The sequence below is a fragment of the Nocardiopsis sp. NRRL B-16309 genome, from assembly GCF_001279585.1.
Taxonomy (GTDB): Bacteria; Actinomycetota; Actinomycetes; order Streptosporangiales; family Streptosporangiaceae; genus Nocardiopsis.
The window spans coordinates 215,505-235,218 of record NZ_LGEC01000092.1 but is presented as its reverse complement, the minus strand read 5'-3'; the positions used below and the strand labels follow the sequence as shown (position 1 = coordinate 235,218).

Sequence of the window (19,714 nt, the reverse complement as noted above, 5' to 3'; positions counted from 1 at the left end):
CCGACCGCCCTCCCCAGCCTCCGCCCCGCCGTATCGAGCGCACAGCGCGGGCCGCAGGGCCCGGTGAGGGCCGGCCCCCGTAGCCAGTACAGCTAGGCCTTGGTGGCGACGGCGACGAGGTACTCCCAGTCGCACACCACCGTGCCGTCGTCCGTTCGGCTCGCCGACGCGGCGAGGGCCGCCAGGTCCTGCCGGAACGCCCGCGCGTCCGCGTCGTCCAGCCGCTGGGCCACCTTGTGCGTGGGCCCGTAGTGGGCGATGAAGAAGTCGGCGAACTGTTCCGGTGAGAGGAAGCGCTCGGTGACCGCGCGCGTCTCGCTCTCCAGCGCGGAGATCCGGTCGCCGAACAGGTCCCGAAGCGTGTCCGCGACGCCCCAGCGGGGCGGCGGCTGGGCTCCAGGGGGTGGAGCCGCGTAGCGGCCGACCGTTCCGAGGAGGTCCCCGACGAAACCGGTCGGGGTCCAGCTCACCAGTCCGATCCGTCCCCCGGGGGCGCAGACCCGCACCAGTTCGTCGGCGGCGCGCTGGTGGTCGGCGGTGAACATCACGCCGATGGCCGAGAGCACGTAGTCGAACGAGTCGTCGGCGAACGGCATGTCCTCGGCATCGGCCTCCTGGAAGTCCACGGAGAGGCCCTCCGCCTGCGCTCGGCGGCGGGCGGCCGACACGAGCGAGGGCACGTAGTCGACGCCGGTGGCCTCGCAGAACCGGCGGGCGGCGGCGAGCGCCACGTGCCCGGTACCGGTCGCCACGTCCAGGACCCGGGCTCCCGGCCTCAGGTCGACGGCGTCACAGAGCACGTCGGCCAGGGGAACGGTGAGCCACGCGATCTTGGCGTAGTCGCCGCTGCTCCAGATCTGCTGCTGCTTCTCCTTGAGCTTCTCCAGCAGAGTCGTCCCTGTCATCGTGGTCCTCCACTCTCCCGGTTGGCCAGCGACCCGGAGCGGGTCGAAGGGAGCCGCTCCGGCGGGCGCGACCGTAGGAGCGCACGGTTCGAGGTTAACGCCTTCATGCCTGGTCACAGAGGAGGCCCACCGGCCTGGACTGCGCTCCAGGCGGCCACCGAGGGTGTCGGAGGCCAGGGCCGTGGCCGCGGAGGCGGCGATGGGCGGGTTCGACGGCTCCGTGGGCGCGCACCGCCGACCGCCGACCGTCCAGTGGCCGTGGGCGCGGGTCGGCCGGGAGAGAGTGAGACTTCTCATGGGAGTGGTCGGCGGCGAGAGTCCGGCGGGAATGCTCTTATCCCATACCGGTTGTCGAGCGCGAACCGGGGTGAGCGGACCCGCGCGGCGTTCGGAGTTTCCGAATACGTGACAGCTCGACGGCAGAAAGCGTCCGAATCGTCACCCAGAGGGTGCACAGTAGGAGAATGAAGCGCTGTGATTTCTGCGAACTCCCCATCGGCGAGGGCTGTGCGTGCTCGCTGCCCCGGGACTACATCGGCCCCAGCGGGACAGGGACCCCCTTCTCGACCGTGAGCCGACACCCCGGACGGGACGCGATCCTCATCTCCCTGCGGGGTGTGGCTCATCGGAGCGGTTGCTCACACCAGTCCGACGCGGCGGTCAGTGCCCCGCTGTGGGGCTGGATCGACGCACCGGACCCCCAACTGTGGCGACGCATCAGCGACGCCTCCCCGCTCAAGGCCACCGGAGGCAACACCGAGCGCACCGCCACCCGGCGCTGCCGTACCTGCGACCGCTGACGGCCCCGGCCGCTCCCGGAGGCCGTGGTGCGCACGGCGTTCGACTCGGGTGCGGCCGCCCCCGGCGGTTTCGTACGCTCGCGGCCGAGGGGCCGCGAAGGCGAGCTCCACCGTGCCCGCGAACCGTCGGTGGAGGCTGGAATACTCCAGGTATGCGCCTGCCACTCCCCTCGAACCCCCGTGCCTCGGCCCTCCACCTGGACTGGACCCGTGCCTACGATCCCGTGCGCGAACCACAGGTCCGCGACCTCCTGGACGCGGTCGAGAAGCGACTGGCCCGACGCCTGCGCGATCCGGGACAGCTGCTGTCCGACCTGTCCCGCTGTTTCACCTCCGCCGCCCTGCCGGAGACGCATCTCCCCTGGTACTGGGACACGGTCGGCCACCGCCTGGCCGTCCACGAGGCCAAGCGCGCGTCCGCCGCGTACCGCCGCGCCCGCGAGGCGGAGGACGTCCACGCCTTGCCGGTCGACCCCGGTCACGCGGTGGACAACGCCCGGCTCTTCGCCCGCCACGGCGCCCTGTCCGCCAAGGAACTGGTCGCCCACCAGCACCGGCTCACCGCGCTCCTGCCGACGCAGGAGGCGCACCGGGAGTTCGTGGGCTTCCTGGAGGCCTGGGCCGGCGGCCCCGCGCCGATCCCGGCGGGGCTGCCCGCCCGGCTGCGCGCCTCCCTGAGGTCGGTGGGACTGGGCGCGGCCGAGGAGTCGCGCGCCCTGAGCCGGATCCTGACGACGACGCGCGGCAACGACATCCCGCCACGGGTGGTCGAGGCCGCGACCCGGGCCTTCACCGCGGTGGCCCCGCCCGTCGGCGACCGTGCCCGCCTGGCCGACCTCTTCCCCAACACCGAGACCGACGGCGCGGAGTGGCTCCGGCTGCTGGAGGCGATCGGGATCACCGGCGACCTGGCGCAGGCCCGGATCCGCCCCGCGGACGGCTTCGGCGGCTGGCTGTCGCGCTACTTCCGCACGTACGGCTGGGTGCGTTCCGGGCGGTACTCCGTGAAGAACCCGATGCCGGAGGAGCTGTACGCGCTGCTGCCGCGTATCGCCCCGCACGTCATCGCCGAGGGTGCGCCGGTCCCCCTCTACCAGAGCAAGTTCGCCCGGGGCTACGGGCACGTGAACGAGCGGCTGGTGCTCGCGTGCGAGTCGCTCGGCATCACCGTGGACCTGCCCGCGAACGCCGAGCGCCCCACGCCGTCCCGACCCGCGCACGTGGGGCCCCGACCCGCACCGGAGATCGTGGAGCGGACCACCGCGACGGCCGCGTCGGTCCGCGGCGCCCCGCTGGGGCAGGCGCAGCAGGCCCTCACCGACCTCGACGAGTGCCTGACCCACGACGTCATGCGCGGCCTGGAGGAGGTCCAGGACCTGCTGGACGGGCTCGACCTGGCCGAGCCGCTCGCCCGCACGCTCCGGTTCGGCGTCCCCGGTGAGCTCGGGTGGCCGGCCTTCGAGGAGGCCGCGGCCGAGATCGGCGCGCGCGAGGGCGGCATCGCGGGGATGACCTCCACCTGGCCGGTGCTCACCGTCTACGGACACGACGCGGCCGTGGCCGTCGACCACCGGGGCCGACGCGGTGCGTGCGTGTTCACCCTGCCCGAGGACGCCGACCGGCACACCGTGCACTTCGTCGGCGGCGACTTCCAGGTCGGCTGGACCGTCAGGGCGAGGGACTCCCGCGACGGACAGCCGACGCGGGCGCTGTGGACCTCTCGGCCCGACGACGTGTTCACGACGGAGTCGCCCGTCGAACTGTTCAGGGGCGGCACCTGGCATTCCGCGCCGGTCCGGCTGGTGATGTCCGCTCCGGACGGGGGCCGCTACGACGAGGACGGGATCCTGCGACCGGGGACGCGGCGCGGCGTCACCCGGGTCGACGACACCCTGGGCGACGGATCACGCCTCTGGTCGAGCACGGGGCACGGGCACCACGACCTCGTCGAGATCCATCCGGAGACCGGTGCCCGGGGCGAGGTCTCCTGGCCGGACTTCCTGCGGCCCGACCCCGACCTGGAACTCCTGGACGACCAGGACACCAGCGTGCACCTCGTCCGACTGCCGGACGGCGTCGCCTCACCGCTGGGCGCGCGGGACGGCCTGGCCGGGTTCCGCCTGGAGCGGGTCGGCCCTCCGGCGGAGGGCGCCCGCAGACCCGCCCGTGCTCTGCGCGGCACGGACGGGCGACGCGCGGAGTTCGTCGACCACTACGGCCTGACGTACTGGGGCCTGGTGCGCCTGCCCGCGAGCACCGCCGACGGGTTGGTCGGCGGGACGGGCTACGACGTCATCCAGTGTCGCGACGCCCGCGACGACGCGCTGATCTGGGAGGCCCGGACCTACCCCAGGGCGGATTCCGGGCCCCATCGAAGCGGGGACGCCGTCGAGCGCAGGGCCTTCCTCCCCCTGGTGCCGCCGCCCGCGTACTGGCACTTCCTCGCCCCACGGGACGAGGACGCGTCACGGGCCCTGCGCGGGGTGGACTCCGCCACCGCCCGCGCCCTCATCGACGCGGCCCTGGCCGCCCGGACGGACCAGGACGGCGATCCCCTGCACGCGTCCGTGCCCGCGCCCTCGGTCCGGGAGTCGGCCGCCTGCGGTGACGCGGTGCGCGAGGCCGTCACGCGGCTCCTGCCGCAGGTCACCGACCCCGCTCTCGTCAACGGCCCCGGCGGGCTGGTCTGGGCGGTGCTGTGGGCCGCCGACCTGCGGCTGCGCCGCGAGGAGCTGTCCCGGCGCACGGCTCTCGTGCGCGCCGGAGCGCTGATCCGACCCGCGTCCGCCGCTCCCGACAAGGACGTGGCGGCCGCGATCTCCGGGCTCTTCGAGGCCAGGGAACTCCAGGTCCACCCCCGCGCCGACGACGTCGCTTCCACGATCACCGCGGTCGCGGCCGACGGCGCGCGGTTGGACGGCCGCACCGACGAGCGCACGCGCCGGCTGAGCCCGCCCGAACCGCCCGCCCGTTGGGACCTGCTCCTCGGTGAGACCGACGCCCTCCTGTCCTTCCTCGTCACCGGGGCGGTGGAGGGGCCCGCCCGCGAAGCCCTGGCGGCCCTCCTGCGCACCTGGGCCGCACAGCCCTTCGCGCGCGGGGGAACGGCCTGGGTGCGCGGTCGGGCCACCGGTGCCGCGCTCGCGCCGCTGCTGGAGACCGGTGCTGCCGTCATCACCGGGGCGCCCGCCGACCGGCTCCACGGTGACAAGCGCAGGACCAACCACTGGTCCGGGACCTACCACCCGCACACCGGGTACCACTACGTCCGCGCCGAGGCCGCCCCGGTCCCGCTCGGCGCCGAGGAAGCGGAACCGGTACGCGTCGAACGCGACGAGGCGGACCGGATCCGGCGCTTCCTGGACCTGCTGGACCAGCACGGGCCCGTATCGCTCGCATCCGGGTCCGCGGCGGTCAAGGCCTTCCGGGCCGCCACCCGTGTCACGAAGGGGACCGCCGAGTTCGTCCTGTCCGGCGGGCTCGGAAGGACCGGTGGCGAACCTGACCAGGGCCCGGCCCGGACGGAGTACCGCGCGACCGGCGCCACGCTGAGCGCCGCCCGACGGCGCCGGATCCTCGCGGCGGCGCTGCCCGACGACCCCGACGACCTGTGGCGGCCCGGTGGCGGCGCCGACGCGGCCGAGCGGATGGCCTGTGGGTGGGCCGACCTGCTCGGCGTCCGGCCGACCAAGGCCGAGGTGGCCGCCGCCAAGGCCGCGACCGAGGTCACGGACCTGTTCGCGGCCGAACTGAAGCTCGCCGCCGCGTGGACCGACGTCCTCACCGATCCCGCCGGCCACCCCGACGCCGACCGGCCCCGCCGTCTGGTGCAGGGCGGCCAGGGCGAGCTGGAGGTACGCGACCACGGCACGGACCGGAAGATCTACGACTTCCACGACCACGCCCGACCGTTCCGGACACTGGCCACTGTCCTGGTCTGGTCCGCCCTCCAGGCACCCGTGGGACACGCCGCCCACGCGGCGGTCCCGGAACTGCACGAACGCTTCCTCGCGTGCGCCGGAGCGCCCGGCATGTACGTGCCGCTGTCCTCCTTCCTCTCCCGCACGGCGGCGCGGACCTGGATCGAGAAGAGCGGTGCCGATCCCGTGCGCGTCGGAGCGGACGGACTCCTCGTGCCGGGTCCGGGCACCTGGCCCACCCACAGCGACGGCGTCCTCGTCCTCCCCGACCCGAGCGAGCACAGGCCCTCCGCCAAGGGGGTGATCCGCGTCTCAGGGCTGTTCGATCCGCACGCCGTGGCGCGCACCCTGAGCGTGCTCGACGATCTGGGCATGGACGGCCTCGCCCGCGAGGTCCGCCACGCGGCGCTGCCGTTCGACGGCAGGCTCGCCCGCATCGCCGATCGTGCCGCCCACACCCCGGTCCCGGAGGGCGGTTTCGAGGCCGACCCGCGCCAGAGCGTCCCGGACCTCGTGGCCGAGGCGTCGGACTCGCTCGGCGTGGACACGGACGCCGCCGCCCTCTGCCTCCAGCTGCTCACCCTCGCCCGCCCCACCGACCGCAACGTGCGCCGGTGGAACCGCTGGTCGGCGACCCACCACAAGGCCGTGGCCGCCGAACTCCTGGCGACGGGCACCGTCCTGGAAGGCAGGCGCGCCCGCGCCGGACGGACTCTGTTCGTCCCCGGCGGCTGGACGGAGCTCAAGGCCCCGCACCTGCCGCTGGAGACCGCCAAGCTCGCGACCCACGTCGTCGAGGCCCGGAACGACAAGGAGATCGAGGGTCCCTTCACCGCCGTCCTCCCACCGGCACCCCTGCACGAGATGTTCGAGCAGGCCTGGCGGGAGTCCCGGCGTGGGTGACCCGGCAAGCACGCCGTGACGCCCGGCCCCGACCCCCTGCCGCCGCTCCCCCGCCCGGTCAGGGGCGTCCACGTCCGCGCCGTCCTGCCGACGGCCTGCCCCGGGTACTTCGCCCTGGTCTCGCTCGACGCCGAGCCCGGGCACGGCGGCACGGACGTGGAGTTCGCCGACGACCTCCCCCGACACCTGCCCCCGGAACCCCTCCCCGCCGAGTTCCGGAGCGCCTTCGCCGAGGGGGGCCGGGAAGGACTGGCGCGGCTCGGCGGCGGCAGGTCCCCTACGCCGTGCGAATCGTGCCGCGCGACGCCGTGTGGAGCGAGGTCGACTCCAACGCCCGGAGATTCGAGGCCGTGGGAGGCTACGCCGCCGCCGAGATCCTCACCTGCGTCCGCGAGGGCCGTGCTCCCCGCCCCGCCGGACGCGGCGCGAGGCCCGACCGTCCCATCCCCGCGATGCCGAGGGACAGGAGCCAGAGAGAGCAGTGAGTGACCGGAAGACCTGGTCGACGGCAAGGTTCTGGAGAGACGACGGCACACCAGCCGGGCCGAGAACTTCGTTCTCATGCGTGTGCCTCATCCACCGGTCGGGATGGAACGCCCCCCGACCGTGTCGGGCGGTATCCGGACCCGCCCGCTACGGTGCCGGGTCCGGGGCCTTCGCAGACCAGTCGGGGACCAGTGCGTCCAGCACCAGTGCGGCGACGCGGCCGTCGTCCGCCCTACCGATCCACACCGGGTAGTCGCCATCGCCGTACCCGCTCCGGGAGACGATCAGGTCACCACCGCCGAACGGCTCATGCAACGTACTCGACCACGGGCTGGTGTCCCGTGCCTGCTCCCGGATGTTCGAAGGGTCGGCGCTCCGCCCGTCGGCGCCGTGACCGTGGACGAGGCGGAGGTACTGGTCGAAGTCGGTGAACAGCTCCGCCAGATGGGGGCGGCAGGCCGCATCGCAGAACCCGAACACACCGCCGTCCACACCCACGCCGTAGAACTCGCCCTCGCCGAGCTCCCGGTAGTCCTGACCGGAGCGCAGGGCCATCTCCCACGAGGCGACGGGGGTCTCCACGAGGTCGGCGACATCGATGCGCAACGCCATCACCAGGGTGTGGTCGTCGTCGGCGTCGTCGCCGTCGGGGCGCAGCAGGGACAACCGCACCGGGTGCTCCCCCGGTGGGAGGGGAACCGTGAGGACGTCGTCCTCCTTGGCGGACCCCAGACTCCCTGGGTCGTAGGCCAGGACCCGCCCCGTGGGCAGGTCGATGGTCCCGATCGGACGCACCTCGACGGTACCGGTGTGCCCGGACCAGCCGCCCACGAGACGCCTGCCGGGCTCGAAGAGCCTGTCGACACCGGTCGGGGCCAGAGGGCCCGGCGGCCGCCAGGGGGCGGACACGGGACCGGGGCCGGGGGCGACGTCGGCGTCGCGCAGTTCCACGAACGTGCCGCGCAGCCCCGGGTGCATGGCCGCGAGCTCCTCCCAGCGGCCGAAGGCGGGGGTCCGCCGAGTGGCGAACGGGGCCAGGTCGTCATGGAGGGGCTGAGGTCCGGTATCGACGCGCCCGCCGTTGGCGAGCTCGTACTCGTAGCGGTACAGGCCACGGTCCTTGTCGGCCAGGGCGATGCCGGCCGCCACCGCTCCCCGGTTCAGATCGTCCTCGGGGAAGAGACCGCCGCGGAGGAGGCTGCGGGTGAGGGTGAGACGGCCGTCGTCACCGCGCGCGTAGCGGTGCCGGGCGTTGCGCCCACCGTCGTCGGCGAACGTCCAGACACCGCAGTGGTTCTGCTTCCAGGCGATCTCCAGCAGGACCAGCGGGACGCCTTCGGTGTCCCGGATGAGCACGGCGTACTGTTCTCCGGCGCCATCGCGTTCCTGTGCGGTGGCGGGGGCCAGGATCCCGACAGGACGGGCCTGTGTAGGGTCCCAGCCCTCGCAGTACAGGACGTGGCAGGGTGTGGTGGACGGCATGCTGGGTCTTTCACGTGTCGGGGGAACGTCGTGAGGACCCTACCGGGACGCGGCGACGCTTCATGCCGTCTCCACTGCTCAGGGGCGATGCGGCACTCGTCCAACCGGCGCGCACGCGCCTCCTCCCACACCGGTACGGTCCGTGGTCGGTCTGAGGACCCCTGGGCCGGTTCCCGTGGCGGGTCAGGAGGCGGGGTCGGGGACTCCCTCGGACAGACCGCGGGGAAGGCCACCCGGAACGAGCCGGTGTCCGAAGGAGAACACCAGATGCGCGTCCCGGGTCCCGTCAGCGCAGGGACGGGGAGCCGCAGCACTTCTTGTACTTGCGGCCCGAACCGCACCAGCACGGTCTGTTGCGCTCGGGCGGCCAGGGCAGCAGTCGTGGGGAGTCACTGGGGAGTACGGCTTCGGCCCACGCACCGGGGGTCAACTCGTCGGCGGGGTCGAGTGCCTGTTCCGCGGCGAAGGACGCGATCTCGTCGGCGTCGGCCGTGACCACGGCGAAGAGGGTGCTGGAGTGCTGGCGGGCCGCCTCGCGCAGCTCGCGTTCGGCCTCCCGGTAGTGGTCGTCCGCCGTCACCTCGGGACCGATCAGTCCGAGCTCGCGAGCGTGGGCAAGGGATCCGCGGGAGTAGACGACCCGGAGGCCGCGCACTTCGGCCGGCGGGGCGGCGATCTCGTCGTCCCAGCCCGGAAACGCACCGTCGAGGTGAATGAACTCGTCCCAGTCCTCCTCCGACTCGAATTCGTCATCGGTCGCGGGCAGGTCATTCGCCGCGGAGAGAGCGGCGCGGTCGTGCTCGTCCTCCGCCATCCCGAGCCGTTGCCGGACCCGGGCGCGGCCCAGCAACGGCATCAACACGAAGTGGCCGGCGCCGACGAGATCGGCGGCGGGACGGGCGAGGTCGTCACGGGAGGCGATGTTGTAGCAGTGCAGCGCCTCGTCCAGCCTGCCGGACTCCTCGAAGTCCTCGGCGACCAACAGGGCCGGGCCGGGGTCGAGGTGTCCCGGGCGCAGGAACCCGTCGAGGATGCGTGCGGCCTCTTTCACCTCGCCGTCCGAGCGGAGCCGGAGGATCAGTGAGTACGAGGCGTACTGACCGGTCTCCGTGGTCGGGGGATGGGCGCGCAGCGACTCCAGCAGACGCCGGGCGAGGTCGGGGCGCTCGACGTGTTCCAGGTGCTCGACGGTGTCGAGCAGGGTGTCCCCGGCTCGCCCCGCGTCCTGGCACAGGTCGTCCAGGACCTCCTCGGGCAGGTTCAGGTCCTGGACGGCCTCCCACAGTCGGGGATGGAGACCGGACGGGTTCTGAGGGGACGGGGACGCACCTGAGGGGTTCACTCTCGTCATGCTCCGACGCTACGTCCGTCACCGCGCGGCCGTGGCGGATTCGGGCGGGATCAGCCCCAGGGGAGGGCGCCCCACAGGGCGGCGAGGAGGTCGGTGGTGCCGTGGCCGAAGCGGGCGCCCGCTTCCAGGCCGGTGGCCAGGAGGGCGAGCATGACCAGGGCGGCCAGTGCCCGGGAGGGCCATCGGCGGAGGCGCGGTGCGTCGGGCTCGGAGGGCTCGCCGCCCGGGTCGAGCCAGGAGCGGTCCAGGCGGGCGATGTCGCGGCGCAGGTCCTGGACCTCGGTGTGGTACAGGTCGCGCTCCTCGCGGACCCGCTGGAGTTCGGCCCGTTCGGCGCGGACGGCGGCGCGGGCGTCGACGATGTCGATCCGGGCCCCCTCCGGCCCGCGCTTGGCGTGCCAGCGCTCCAGGCGGGACAGGGGCAGGTCGACGTACTGGGTCGGCCAGTTGTCGTCGTCGCCGGACTCGTCGGCCTCGTCCTGGTCCGGCTCGGTCTCGGAGGCGTAGTCGATCGGGGGTTCGGAGGTCAGCGGGAGGGGCGGCGCCTCTCCGGGGGTGCGGGCGGGCGGATCGGGGATCGGAGGTGCGTCCGGGGCGTCGTCCACGGGCGGTGCGGCCGGAGGGGTCGGCGCCTCCCGGTCCGCGGCGGACGCGTCGTCGGTGGAGCGCGCACCGGGCTCGGCCAGTCCGAGGGAGGGCGCGGAGCGGGTGTCCCGCGGCTCGGGGGCGTCCGCGTTCCGGGGACGGGCGTCGTCTCCTCCGAAGGCGGGTTCCTCCGGGCCGGTGCCGTCGTCGGTCCGGTCGGCGGCGCGGCCGGTCGGCCACAGTGGTTCCGAGGCGGCCCGGGTGCGCGTGCGGGGGGCATTGTGCGGGCGAGCCGCGGCGATGCGCGGGCGCACCGGGCGGGACGGCACCCGGCGGATGAGGTCGTCGGAGGCCCGGCGCGGGCGGTGCGGGCCCGTCGAGTCCGGTTCCTCGGGGTCCTCCTCACCCGGTTCCTCGACCTCCAGCAGCTCCGGCAGGCCGTCGACCTCCTCGGGCTCGGCCGTGGCCGTACTCTCCTCGGCACCGGGCCCGGTCCCGGCTGTGCTGTCCTCGGGCCCAGCCTCCTCCCCAGGGCCGGTGATCTTCTCGGGTGCCGCCGACTCGCCGGACTCGTCCGCTGACTCCGGCTCGGGCTCCCGGAGGCCGACGCCCGGCAGGGGTTCGGGCTCCGGGAGGTCGTCGGGGTCGGCGGTCAGGGGCCGGGCGCGGGGGTCGAACCAGTCGCACAGCAGGTCGCGCCGGTCGGCGAAGGTCGCCGCGTCGGGCACCCCGCGCTCGCGCAGTTGTGCGGCGAGCGCGTTGCCGCCCTCGTCGCGCAGGACCGCCACCAGGCCCTCGGCCACCCGACGGAAGTCCGGTGGCACGGGGTTGACGAAGGGCGAGCCGCCGTGGTCGCCCACCGGCGGCCCGAAGGCGATGTGCTGGCCGTTGTCCTCGCCCAGGACGGGGTCGTAGGTGGAGAACGACCACGCCCAGCCGGCCGCCGGGATGGCCCGGGGCGGGGTGAGGACGTCGTGCAGGATGCGGTGCGCGCCCCACAGGAAGCGCATCTGGACCGCCTGCCACAGGTCGGCCCGTTCGGGTTCCAGCGCGATGTGCACCGGCAGGTCCGGGCGGGCGAGGGCGGCGGCCACCGCTCCGACGAGCAGCGGTTCGTCGCCGACGGCGGTCTCGGCGGCCTTGCGGTCACGGGTGCGCACGGCCCCCGGGGCGGCGGTCCGCTCCCAGGGCTCCGGCGCCGCCAGGGACCGCATCGTCTCCCAGCCGGGCGCGGGCGGGCGACGGGCGGCCGGGCGGGTGTTGGGGTTCTCGTGTAGGGACAGCACGCGCGGCAGCGTCAGCCCGTAGGAGGGGCCCACGATGGCCCAGGCGTGCGCGTCGCGGACGTCGCCGGGCCACCGGTAGACGAGGGCGGACTGGCCGTCGGGGTAGTCGTGCGCCCACAGGGTCTCGGGGAAGTCGGCGGGGTCGGTGTCGGGCAGGGCCGAGCGGTAGTCGGCCGTGAGCGCGGGGACCAGGCGGTCGCGCCAGGAGCGCAGGACGGGGTGGTCGCGTTCGGGGAGGGAGGCCGCGGCCGGGCCCGGTCCGGTGCGCCCCAGCAGGGTGGGCTCGGCCCAGGCGAAGTGGATCTGGTGGTACGTGCTGTCGGGCAAGTCGCCCCTCCCCGGGTACGCGGGCCGAGGCGGCGCTGCCGTCCGCCGCCTTGAGGGCGTGCCCGGCGGGCACACCCCCTCGCGTGCGTCGGGGCTGCCTCCGCTGCGCACGCCCTAGGGAAGGTATCCGGTCGAAGCGTGGCGAAAACAGCGGGTTCGAACATACGTGCCCGTTTGGGGTGTTTGCGAAGAACCATGGCCTGCCCCGGCCACGCGCCCGTCCGGTGTACACCAGCCCGGCGCGTGGCCGTCAGGCGCGCACCCGTCCTGCACGCGCCCGTCCTGCACGCGCCCGTCCTGCACGCGCCCGTCCCGCGCGTGGCCGATCAGCGGGTGGCCACGGCCACGATCGGCGGTGGCCGCATCGGCCGACGCGGCCACCGGCCCCGCCCGGTACCGTCCAGCCGCCCCCGTCCCGCCGCCACGCCCCGACCGGGTGCCGCCCCGACCGGTCCCTGTCCCGGCCGTGTGCCGTCCACCGGACCTATCCGGCGTCGGCCAGGCGCTGCCACTGGTCGTGGGTGAGGGTGAGGTCGGTGGCCTCGATCGCCTCGTCCAGCTGCTCGATCCGGCTCACCCCGACCAGGGGCACGATGCGCGGGTCGCTGTCCATCAGCCAGGCCAGGACCACCTGGTTGCGGGTGGCGCCGGTCTCCTTGACGACCTCGTCCAGGACGGCCAGCCGGGCCGGGGTGCCGGGGTGGTCGTAGGCCGGGTCCAGCTCCTTGTCGTCGCGGGTGTAGGCACCCCACAGCAGCGACGTGTAGGCCACCACGGTGTGCTCGCGGCCCTCGACCGCCTCGGCACGCACGAAGTCGAGCAGCTCCGGGGTGATGTGCATGTGGCCCATCGACTGGAGCGGGACGTCCAGGCGCGGCTGCAGGTAGCTGTATCGGTACTGGAGGAGCCGCGGGCGCGGCCAGGCGTGGTCGGCGGCGATGGCGCGGGCCCGCTCCAGGCGCCAGGTGCGGTGGTTGCTCAGCCCCACCTCGCCCAGCGTGCCCTCGGCGACGAGTTTGGCGAAGGCGCCCATGGTCTCCTCCAGCAGGACCGTGCGGTCCTCCTGGTGGGCGTAGAGGGCGTCGAGCCGGTCCATGCCCAGGCGGTCGCGGCTGCGCTCGGCGGCCAGGGCCACGGTCGCCGCCGAGAGCCCCTCCTTGGTCTCCAGGCCGGTCCCGGGCACGGTCGGCTGGGCACCGAGCTTGGTCGCGACGAACACCTCGTCGGTGACGCCGCGCTCGCGGCGCCAGCGGCCGAGGAAGGTCTCGCTCTCGTGCCCCTCGAAGCCCTCCACCCAGAACTGGTAGCAGTCGGCGGTGTCCACGAAGGTGCCCCCGGCCTCGACGAAGCGGTCGAGGAGGGCGGCGGAGGTGGCGTCGTCGGTCTCGCTGCCGAACTTCATCGCGCCCAGGCACAGGGCGCTGACACGGCGGTCGCCGATGGTGGTGTAACGCATCAGAGGGCTTCCTCTACGGATCGGGAGGTGTGGTCGGTGGGGTGGGTGTGGCCGATGGGGGAGTCGTCCTCGGGCGCGCGGTGGCCGTTCTCGGCGAGCACGCCGAGGTAGTACTCGATCTTGTGCTGGATCGCCGCCTGGCGGACGCGCAGCTCGGCGATGTGCTCGTCGAGCCGCCGCTGGTGGCTCTGGAGCACCTCGACGCGCTCGGGGATGGTGTGGTCGCCGGCGCGGACGAGTTCGGCGAACTCGCGGAGCCGGGCGATGGGCATGTCCGTGTCACGCAGGCAGCGGATGAGGTGGAGCAGTTCGGCGTCGTCGGCCCTGTAGCGCCGGTGGCCGCTGGGAGCGCGCTCCACCTGGCGCAGCAGCCCCGCCTTCTCGTAGTAGCGCAGGGTGTCCAGGGTGAGGTCGAACCGCTCGGCCATCTGACCGGGCGTGTAGTAGTCCATGTCCGTAAGCATGGGACCTGGAGTGCGCTCCAGGTCAAGTCGTTTCGGTGGGGAATCCGCCGATTCAGCCCGTGCCGCGGATGGCGCCCACGACAGCGAGGGTGAGGTCGTCGATGATCTCCGCCTCGTCGACCTCGGGGTGCTCCAGCCACCACTCCCCCGCGGCCTGGACCATGCCCACCACCGCGTGGGCGACGATCTGGGCGCGCACGCGCGCGGTGATCCGCTGTTCGGTGACGAGTTGGTCGGCCAGTTCCTCGCCCAGGCGCCGCACCATCATGCCCAGGTCGCTGCGGGTGCGGGAGTCCTCGGACGTGGCGCGGTCCATGAGGAAGCGGTACAGGTTGAGGTTCTGCGAGATCATCGACAGGTAGGCGCCGACGGTGGCCCGGGCACGCACCTCGAACTCGGTGTGCTCGTGCAGCTCCGCGCGGATGCGCTCGATGAGGGGGTCGACGTGCCGCCCGGCCAGGGCGCGGTAGAGCCCGCCCTTGTCGCCGAAGTGGCGGTAGAGGATGGGCTTGCTGATGCCCGCCTCGGCGGCGATCGCCAGCATCGAGGCGTCGGGGCCGTCGCGCTGGATCACCCGGTCGGCGGCGTCGAGGATGGCACGGCGCCGTTCGGGGTCGCGCCCGCGACCGCCCCGACCCCTGCGGGTCAGGGCGGAGTCCGGTCGCGGGGGTCCGCTGTCGGTCGGGGCGACTGGGTGCGAGTTCTCCATGGCCACAAGGGTCCACGGTAGCGGTTCGGGCCAGGAGCGCGGTGGTCAGCGCTGGATCGTGATCCAGGTGGCCCAGGCCCGCGCCAGCAGGTTCCCGTCCTCGTCGTGCAGGGTGGTGCCGGTGCGGACCTTGCGGCCCTCGATCCCGTGCAGGTGCCCCATCACCACGTGGGCGCGGCCCACGCGCGGCGCGGCGAGGACCTGGGCGGTGAACCGGCCCAGGACGGAGGGGCGGCCGATGACGTCGGAGGACCAGCCGCCGGGGCAGTCCAGCGCGGCCCAGATCTCGGGGAAGGCGGCGTTGCCGGACCCGTCGTCCACCGAGGGGGTCGGTGTCCAGGTGCAGGCCACGGTGCGGCCCACCGCGTCGGGCCCGTGCCCGGGGCGCACCTGCCCCGCGAACAGGCGCAGCCCGTCGCCCTCGGCGCGTTCGGGGCCGCAGCTGTAGCAGCGCGGGAAGGGGTGCTCGACCAGTCCGGGGTAGCGGGTCTCGGCCTCGCGGGCCTCGGCCGCCCCGACCGGGCCGCCGGGCACGGCCGGTTCCTCGGGGAGGTCGGCCGTCTCCGCCTCGGCGACCAGGTGGCCCTTGTCGGTGAGGGCGGGGTCGGTCAGGCGCAGCCCGGAACCGGGGCCTTGCTCGACGGTCAACGGGTGGTCCAGGGGCGGCGGGGTCCGCAGGGTGACCCGCACGGCGGGCCCGCCCACCGTGCTCAGGCGGGCCGCGAGCAGTCCGGCGCTGTAGCCGCCGTTGCCCGACCCGTCGGGTCCGTTGTAGCCGGTGGGGATGGTGATCGTGGGGGCGCCGTTGCCCGGTTCGAGGTCCATGCGTCCAGCCTAGGGGGCGCCTCGGAACGGCTCCCGTCCGGCCGGGCGGACGGCGGATGGCGGGCGGGGCCGACCGGCGGACGGCGGATCTCCGGGCGGGCGGCGGACGCCCGCCCCGACGACTGAGCTTGGTCGGTGGTCCCCGGACAGGGCCGACGATCCGCGGTCAGGGACCGGCGGCAGCGAACCGCGGGCGGCGGGCGGGTCAACCGGCCGAGGGCGATCGCGGCGCCGGGGAGGTCCGGGCCGCAGCGGAGGTCCGCGGGACGCGCCTCAGTACGACTCGGAGCAGGCGGACCCAGGCGTTCCAGCGCGCGGGCGTGCGCACTCGCGCCCCGACCGCGTGCTCGGCCCGGTCCAGCAGGTCCTCCAGCAGGGCGTCGTGCAGCGGGCGGAAGACCAGGGGCCAGCTCACCACGGCCGGTCCGTGCGTGCGCATGGCCAGCAGGTGCGCCAGAACGGTACCGCCGGAGGGATCGGGGCGGACGGTGAACTCGTGGAAGCCGTCGAAGCCCCTCGGGGCTCCGAAGCGCAGGCGCAGCCTGCGGCCGGGGACGTACTCCTCCACCGTGTAGCGGACGGGCCCGTGCCCGCCGGCGGCGCCGACCGCGATCGGGCCGTCCAGGAACACGGCGGGCCAGGAGCCGTGCGGCCAGAGCCGGTCGTCGTCCGTGGCCAGGGTGTCGAGCAGGGCCCCCACCTCGTCGGGAGAGGCGTCCAGGCGGCGTTCGTGCGTGTTGTACACGGGCATGGCTGCTCCATTTTTAGAGGCTTCTCTCTAAAACAAAGTAGAGCATAGTCTCCAGAACATGGGAAGACCCGCACGGTTTCGGACCGAGGACCTGGTGACGGCCGCGATCGGCCTGGCCGCGGAGGGCGGCCCGCCCGCGGTGACGATGGCCGCGCTGGCCCGTGCGACCGGGGCACCCAGCGGATCGCTCTACCACCGCTTCAGCGGGCGCCCCGCCCTGCTGGCGGCCGTGTGGACGCACGCCGTCACCGACTTCCAGGCCGGGTGCCGCCGAACGCTGACCGCCGGTCCCCCGGCGGCCGCGGCCGAGGCGACCGCGCGCCACGTCCTGGCCTGGAGCCGTGCCCGCCCGGACGCCGCACGGGTCCTGCTGCACCGCCCGGCGGACTTCGACGAGGCCCACTGGCCCGAGGCCGACCGTGAGCTGCTGCGCACGGCCAACGCCGAGGTCGGGACACTGCTGGCACGGCTCGCACGAGAGCTGCGCGAACCGCAGGAGACGGCGGAGGCCGCGCTGGAACGCGTCCGGACGGCCGTGGTCGACCTGCCCCTCGCCCTGGTCCGGCGCCACCTGCTCCAGGGCGGCGGCGTCCCCGCCGAGGCCGAGGACCTGGCCGCCGACGCGGCCCTGCGCCTGCTCTCCCCCCGAACGGCCTAGCGCCCGCCCCGGGCGCAGAAGCAGGGCACCGGGACGGGCGGGCGGGCGGGCCGTGGCCGCGCCCGCCCCGGCGTTCGGGCAGGCACGGCCGCGGCGGCCGGTGCCGTCAGACGGCCTCGGGCAGGGCGGCGGCCACGAGGTCGCGCTCCTTGCGGCCCAGGAGCGGGAAGACGAGCCGCAGGCCCTGCTCCTCACCCGGCGCGGAGACGACGAAGGACGAGTTGATCACGCGTTCCCTGATCGACGAGCGGACCAGGCCCGCCCGGGCCAGCGTCACGACGTGCCCGCGCGGCTTGGAGAACATGGGGTCGGCCTCGAAGATCGACAGGCGGCGGTCGGTCATCGCCAGGTACATCGGGGTCGGGACCGGGATCACGGCCATCCCGCCGCTCATGATCGTCGAAGCCGCGGCGAAGGCGGCCGTGCGTCCCACGGACACCGTGCTGAGGTTGATGATGGTCGTCACCTCGACCCGCTCCCCGGGTTCGAGCATGGGTTCGAGGGCGGCCAGGAACTGGCGGCGGCGTCTTCCGTTCACGGATGGTGCTCCTGAGGCATCGGTCGGACGGGACCGTTCCCGTCCGGCGTGCGACGGCCCTGTTCCCGGGCGGGAGCGGCGTCCGGCCGGGCCGGACGTCGTCACGCGGCCCGATCACCAGAAGTCGTCGCCCCAGGATCCCACACACGGCGCCCCCGCCGACCCGCGTCCTTCCTGTTCACAACGGCGGCACGGGACCCGACCGGGTCGGCTCCGCTCCGTCACCGCAGGGTCTGCGCCCGGTACGCGGCACGGACTCGCTCCATGCCCGCGCACCGGACGGATGGGGCGCCGCGACGGCCCCCTTCCTCACCGCACGGGCAGGCCGGTGATCTGGCGGGTCCCCGCCAGCGCCGATGACCAGGTGGGTGACCTCCGGTGGGGTCAGCTCGTAGGTGTAGGTGTCCAGGTTGCCGAGCTCTACGGAGAACCCCATCTCCTGGGTGAGGCCACGGGGCTCGTGCATCCCGAACTCCAACACGGTGCCGTTCTGCAACACCCGCCACCCCAGGTTCGCGTCGGCGCCGAGGGAGAACGTGTGCTCGTGCAGGTCGGTGAACCGCTCCGCTGAGGTGATGGTGGGGCCGGAGAACACGGTGCGGCCGTTGATGTCGAAGACGATGCCGTTGCCTTCTTGGAGGAGGGCGGCGGCGCTGTCGGTGTCGGCGTCCACAAAGATCTTCCAGGCCCCGTGGGCGAGGTGGCGCGGATCTCCAGCTCTTGCTCGTCATCGATCTCGCCGATCATGCGCCGGTTCGAGTCCCGCACTCTGATCGTCCACGCATTCACGGTATCCTCACTTTCAGGCATCCATGAGCGGAGAAGCTACTTTGAATGAACCCCACACTCCCGACACATCAAATAACATCAATGGAACAATCGAAGGCGCAAGCGTCCAGGCGCACACGATTCAGAGCATACACTTCCACAACACCACCAAGAGGGAAGAGGGAAATCCATTCTTAATAGAAGTCCAAAGAAAATACGGTTTTGTTAATAACTCCGTAGATATCTCTCTAAAAAGCAGGCTTGGCACTCCTGTTTACATTCAGTCGCTCAAACCTCGGATCATTTCCAGGCACACGGAGCACCCAGCCGAAGGCTGCGCACCACACTTCTACAGCTACACACATCTGCTGTTCGAGGTACAACTAGATCCAGGAAAGGAGAAATTCATCCCCACCGAGAATGTACTCATTCCAATCGAAGTAGAGAACGAGACAGCAACTCGCCTTCAGTTGGACACCCTCCGCCCTCCTATAGGCCACGCCGTGGAATGGGAAATACACGTGGATTGGTTCTTCCATGGCATGCCAGGAACCACACGAATCACTAATGAAGGGCGGACATTCGTGAGCACACCCCTCGATCATGACTGCTCCATGTGCCCACCTTTTTGAACGCCAGAGCTCACACAGTCGCAGCGAGCGGCGTGTACCGCAGGATCAGCCGGGACTCCTCCCCCATCCCGAACGGCGTCACATCCCCCGTGTTCTCCCCCGTCGGAAGCGGCCACAGCGTCGACCCCGGATCCGCAAGGTGCTGATAGGCGCGGACCCCGTTCAACCGGACCGACTTGCGGCGGGAACGGGTGTCGATGACCAGCTCATCCGCCAACTCCAGGCCCGTGGTGACCTCCGGGGCGGGCTCGGGTTCCGGGGCGGGAGTGGCCGCGGGCTCCGGGACGGTGGGCTTCTCGGCCAGGGGCCTCAGCGACGATCGCGCGGACCCGCTCCTCCGACAGACTTGCCGGGGTGGTCTTCACCGGCTCCAGAGACGTCGCCTGGTTCGCGCCGACCAGGCACGGACCCGCCTCGAACAGCTTCAGCTCCCGCAGCTCGTAGTAGCCCGTGCGGGAACCGTCGTCGTTCTTCAGGTCGACGTAGGCGCCCTCACCGACCTCGTAGCCGAACGAGAACTGCTTGACCCTGCGGCCCTTCAACAGCCTGTACACCTTCGCGGCGAACGGCTCCTCCAGGTCCACGCGGGCCTTGATCCACAGCCCCTCCGGGGTCTCCTTGGCCTCCTCGATCACACCGATGTGCGCGTCGGGGTTCGACCAGTCATGCGACCAGATGAACGGGATCGGGTCCTTGGACTCCGCCCACTCCCCCAGAGTCTTCTCGAACGCGCCGGGGGCGATCTTGTCGCCGACGCTGTCCTTGTCGTAGCTCGCGACGATGGCTTCAACGACACCGTCGTCGGTGCCTTCGTGCTCCCCCGCGGCCTTGATCTGGACGGGCACACTCTTCGTGCGCATCGTCATGG

At 73.0% G+C, this 19,714-nt stretch carries 17 protein-coding genes; 5 read left to right on the top strand and 12 right to left on the bottom strand.

The features are described from left to right. Positions 1-92 precede the first annotated feature (92 nt). A complete protein-coding gene (locus tag ADL05_RS21755; RefSeq protein WP_053618837.1) occupies positions 93-905 on the bottom strand; it encodes a class I SAM-dependent methyltransferase in 813 nt (270 codons plus the stop codon). A gap of 464 nt (positions 906-1,369) precedes the next feature. Here ADL05_RS21755 and ADL05_RS21750 point away from each other — a divergent pair, with 464 nt between their 5' ends. From ADL05_RS21750 to ADL05_RS32500, 3 genes are all read left to right on the top strand, one after another. Beyond that, on the top strand, positions 1,370-1,705 hold the full coding sequence (locus ADL05_RS21750; protein ID WP_053618836.1) for a hypothetical protein: 336 nt from the start codon (positions 1,370-1,372) through the stop codon (positions 1,703-1,705). A gap of 152 nt (positions 1,706-1,857) precedes the next feature. Continuing rightward, on the top strand, positions 1,858-6,528 hold the full coding sequence (locus ADL05_RS21745; protein WP_053618835.1) for a hypothetical protein: 4,671 nt from the start codon (positions 1,858-1,860) through the stop codon (positions 6,526-6,528). A 284-nt stretch (positions 6,529-6,812) separates the two neighbouring features. Continuing rightward, positions 6,813-7,013, top strand: coding sequence for a hypothetical protein (locus ADL05_RS32500; protein WP_369800985.1), 201 nt, complete (start codon positions 6,813-6,815; stop codon positions 7,011-7,013). Between the two features lie 148 nt (positions 7,014-7,161). On the opposite strand, the gene ADL05_RS21735 is transcribed toward ADL05_RS32500, so the two are convergent. From ADL05_RS21735 to ADL05_RS21700, 8 genes are all read right to left on the bottom strand, one after another. Beyond that, on the bottom strand, positions 7,162-8,496 hold the full coding sequence (locus ADL05_RS21735; RefSeq protein WP_082376696.1) for a DUF4241 domain-containing protein: 1,335 nt from the start codon (positions 8,494-8,496) through the stop codon (positions 7,162-7,164). Between the two features lie 286 nt (positions 8,497-8,782). Beyond that, the gene (locus ADL05_RS31930) at positions 8,783-9,847 is read right to left on the bottom strand and encodes a YecA family protein (RefSeq protein WP_082376694.1); all 1,065 of its coding nucleotides are present in this window, start codon (positions 9,845-9,847) and stop codon (positions 8,783-8,785) included. Positions 9,848-9,897: 50 nt separating this feature from the next. Beyond that, positions 9,898-12,045 carry a hypothetical protein gene (locus tag ADL05_RS21725; RefSeq protein WP_053618832.1) on the bottom strand — a complete coding sequence of 716 codons (2,148 nt, stop codon included), beginning with the start codon at positions 12,043-12,045 and terminating at the stop codon, positions 9,898-9,900. Between the two features lie 484 nt (positions 12,046-12,529). After that, on the bottom strand, positions 12,530-13,501 hold the full coding sequence (locus ADL05_RS21720; RefSeq protein WP_053618831.1) for an aldo/keto reductase: 972 nt from the start codon (positions 13,499-13,501) through the stop codon (positions 12,530-12,532). After that, on the bottom strand, positions 13,501-13,953 hold the full coding sequence (locus ADL05_RS21715) for a MerR family transcriptional regulator (protein WP_053618830.1): 453 nt from the start codon (positions 13,951-13,953) through the stop codon (positions 13,501-13,503). The genes ADL05_RS21720 and ADL05_RS21715 overlap by 1 nt, the downstream gene beginning before the upstream one ends. Positions 13,954-14,017: 64 nt before the next feature. Next, positions 14,018-14,674: a TetR/AcrR family transcriptional regulator gene (locus ADL05_RS21710; RefSeq protein ID WP_369800984.1), complete on the bottom strand. Its 657-nt coding sequence runs from the start codon at positions 14,672-14,674 to the stop codon at positions 14,018-14,020. Positions 14,675-14,719: 45 nt separating this feature from the next. Beyond that, the gene (locus tag ADL05_RS21705) at positions 14,720-15,499 is read right to left on the bottom strand and encodes a hypothetical protein (RefSeq protein ID WP_053618828.1); all 780 of its coding nucleotides are present in this window, start codon (positions 15,497-15,499) and stop codon (positions 14,720-14,722) included. Positions 15,500-15,704: 205 nt separating this feature from the next. Next, the gene (locus ADL05_RS21700; protein WP_053618827.1) at positions 15,705-16,250 is read right to left on the bottom strand and encodes a hypothetical protein; all 546 of its coding nucleotides are present in this window, start codon (positions 16,248-16,250) and stop codon (positions 15,705-15,707) included. Between the two features lie 58 nt (positions 16,251-16,308). On the opposite strand from ADL05_RS21700, the gene ADL05_RS21695 reads away from it, so the two are divergent. Beyond that, positions 16,309-16,908 carry a TetR/AcrR family transcriptional regulator gene (locus tag ADL05_RS21695; protein WP_053618826.1) on the top strand — a complete coding sequence of 200 codons (600 nt, stop codon included), beginning with the start codon at positions 16,309-16,311 and terminating at the stop codon, positions 16,906-16,908. A 106-nt stretch (positions 16,909-17,014) separates the two neighbouring features. On the opposite strand, the gene ADL05_RS21690 is transcribed toward ADL05_RS21695, so the two are convergent. Further along, complete coding sequence (locus ADL05_RS21690; protein ID WP_053618825.1) at positions 17,015-17,446, bottom strand: hypothetical protein; 432 nt, start codon at positions 17,444-17,446, stop codon at positions 17,015-17,017. 178 nt (positions 17,447-17,624) lie between these two features. Next, positions 17,625-18,119 (bottom strand): hypothetical protein, encoded by a 495-nt coding sequence (locus ADL05_RS21685; protein ID WP_053618824.1) that lies wholly within the window; start codon positions 18,117-18,119, stop codon positions 17,625-17,627. A 139-nt stretch (positions 18,120-18,258) separates the two neighbouring features. Between ADL05_RS21685 and ADL05_RS30680 the strand changes: the two genes are divergently transcribed. Continuing rightward, positions 18,259-18,846 (top strand): hypothetical protein, encoded by a 588-nt coding sequence (locus ADL05_RS30680; protein WP_156365956.1) that lies wholly within the window; start codon positions 18,259-18,261, stop codon positions 18,844-18,846. A gap of 206 nt (positions 18,847-19,052) precedes the next feature. On the opposite strand, the gene ADL05_RS21675 is transcribed toward ADL05_RS30680, so the two are convergent. After that, a complete protein-coding gene (locus ADL05_RS21675) occupies positions 19,053-19,712 on the bottom strand; it encodes an HK97 family phage prohead protease (protein ID WP_053618822.1) in 660 nt (219 codons plus the stop codon). Between the last annotated feature and the right edge of the window lie 2 nt (positions 19,713-19,714).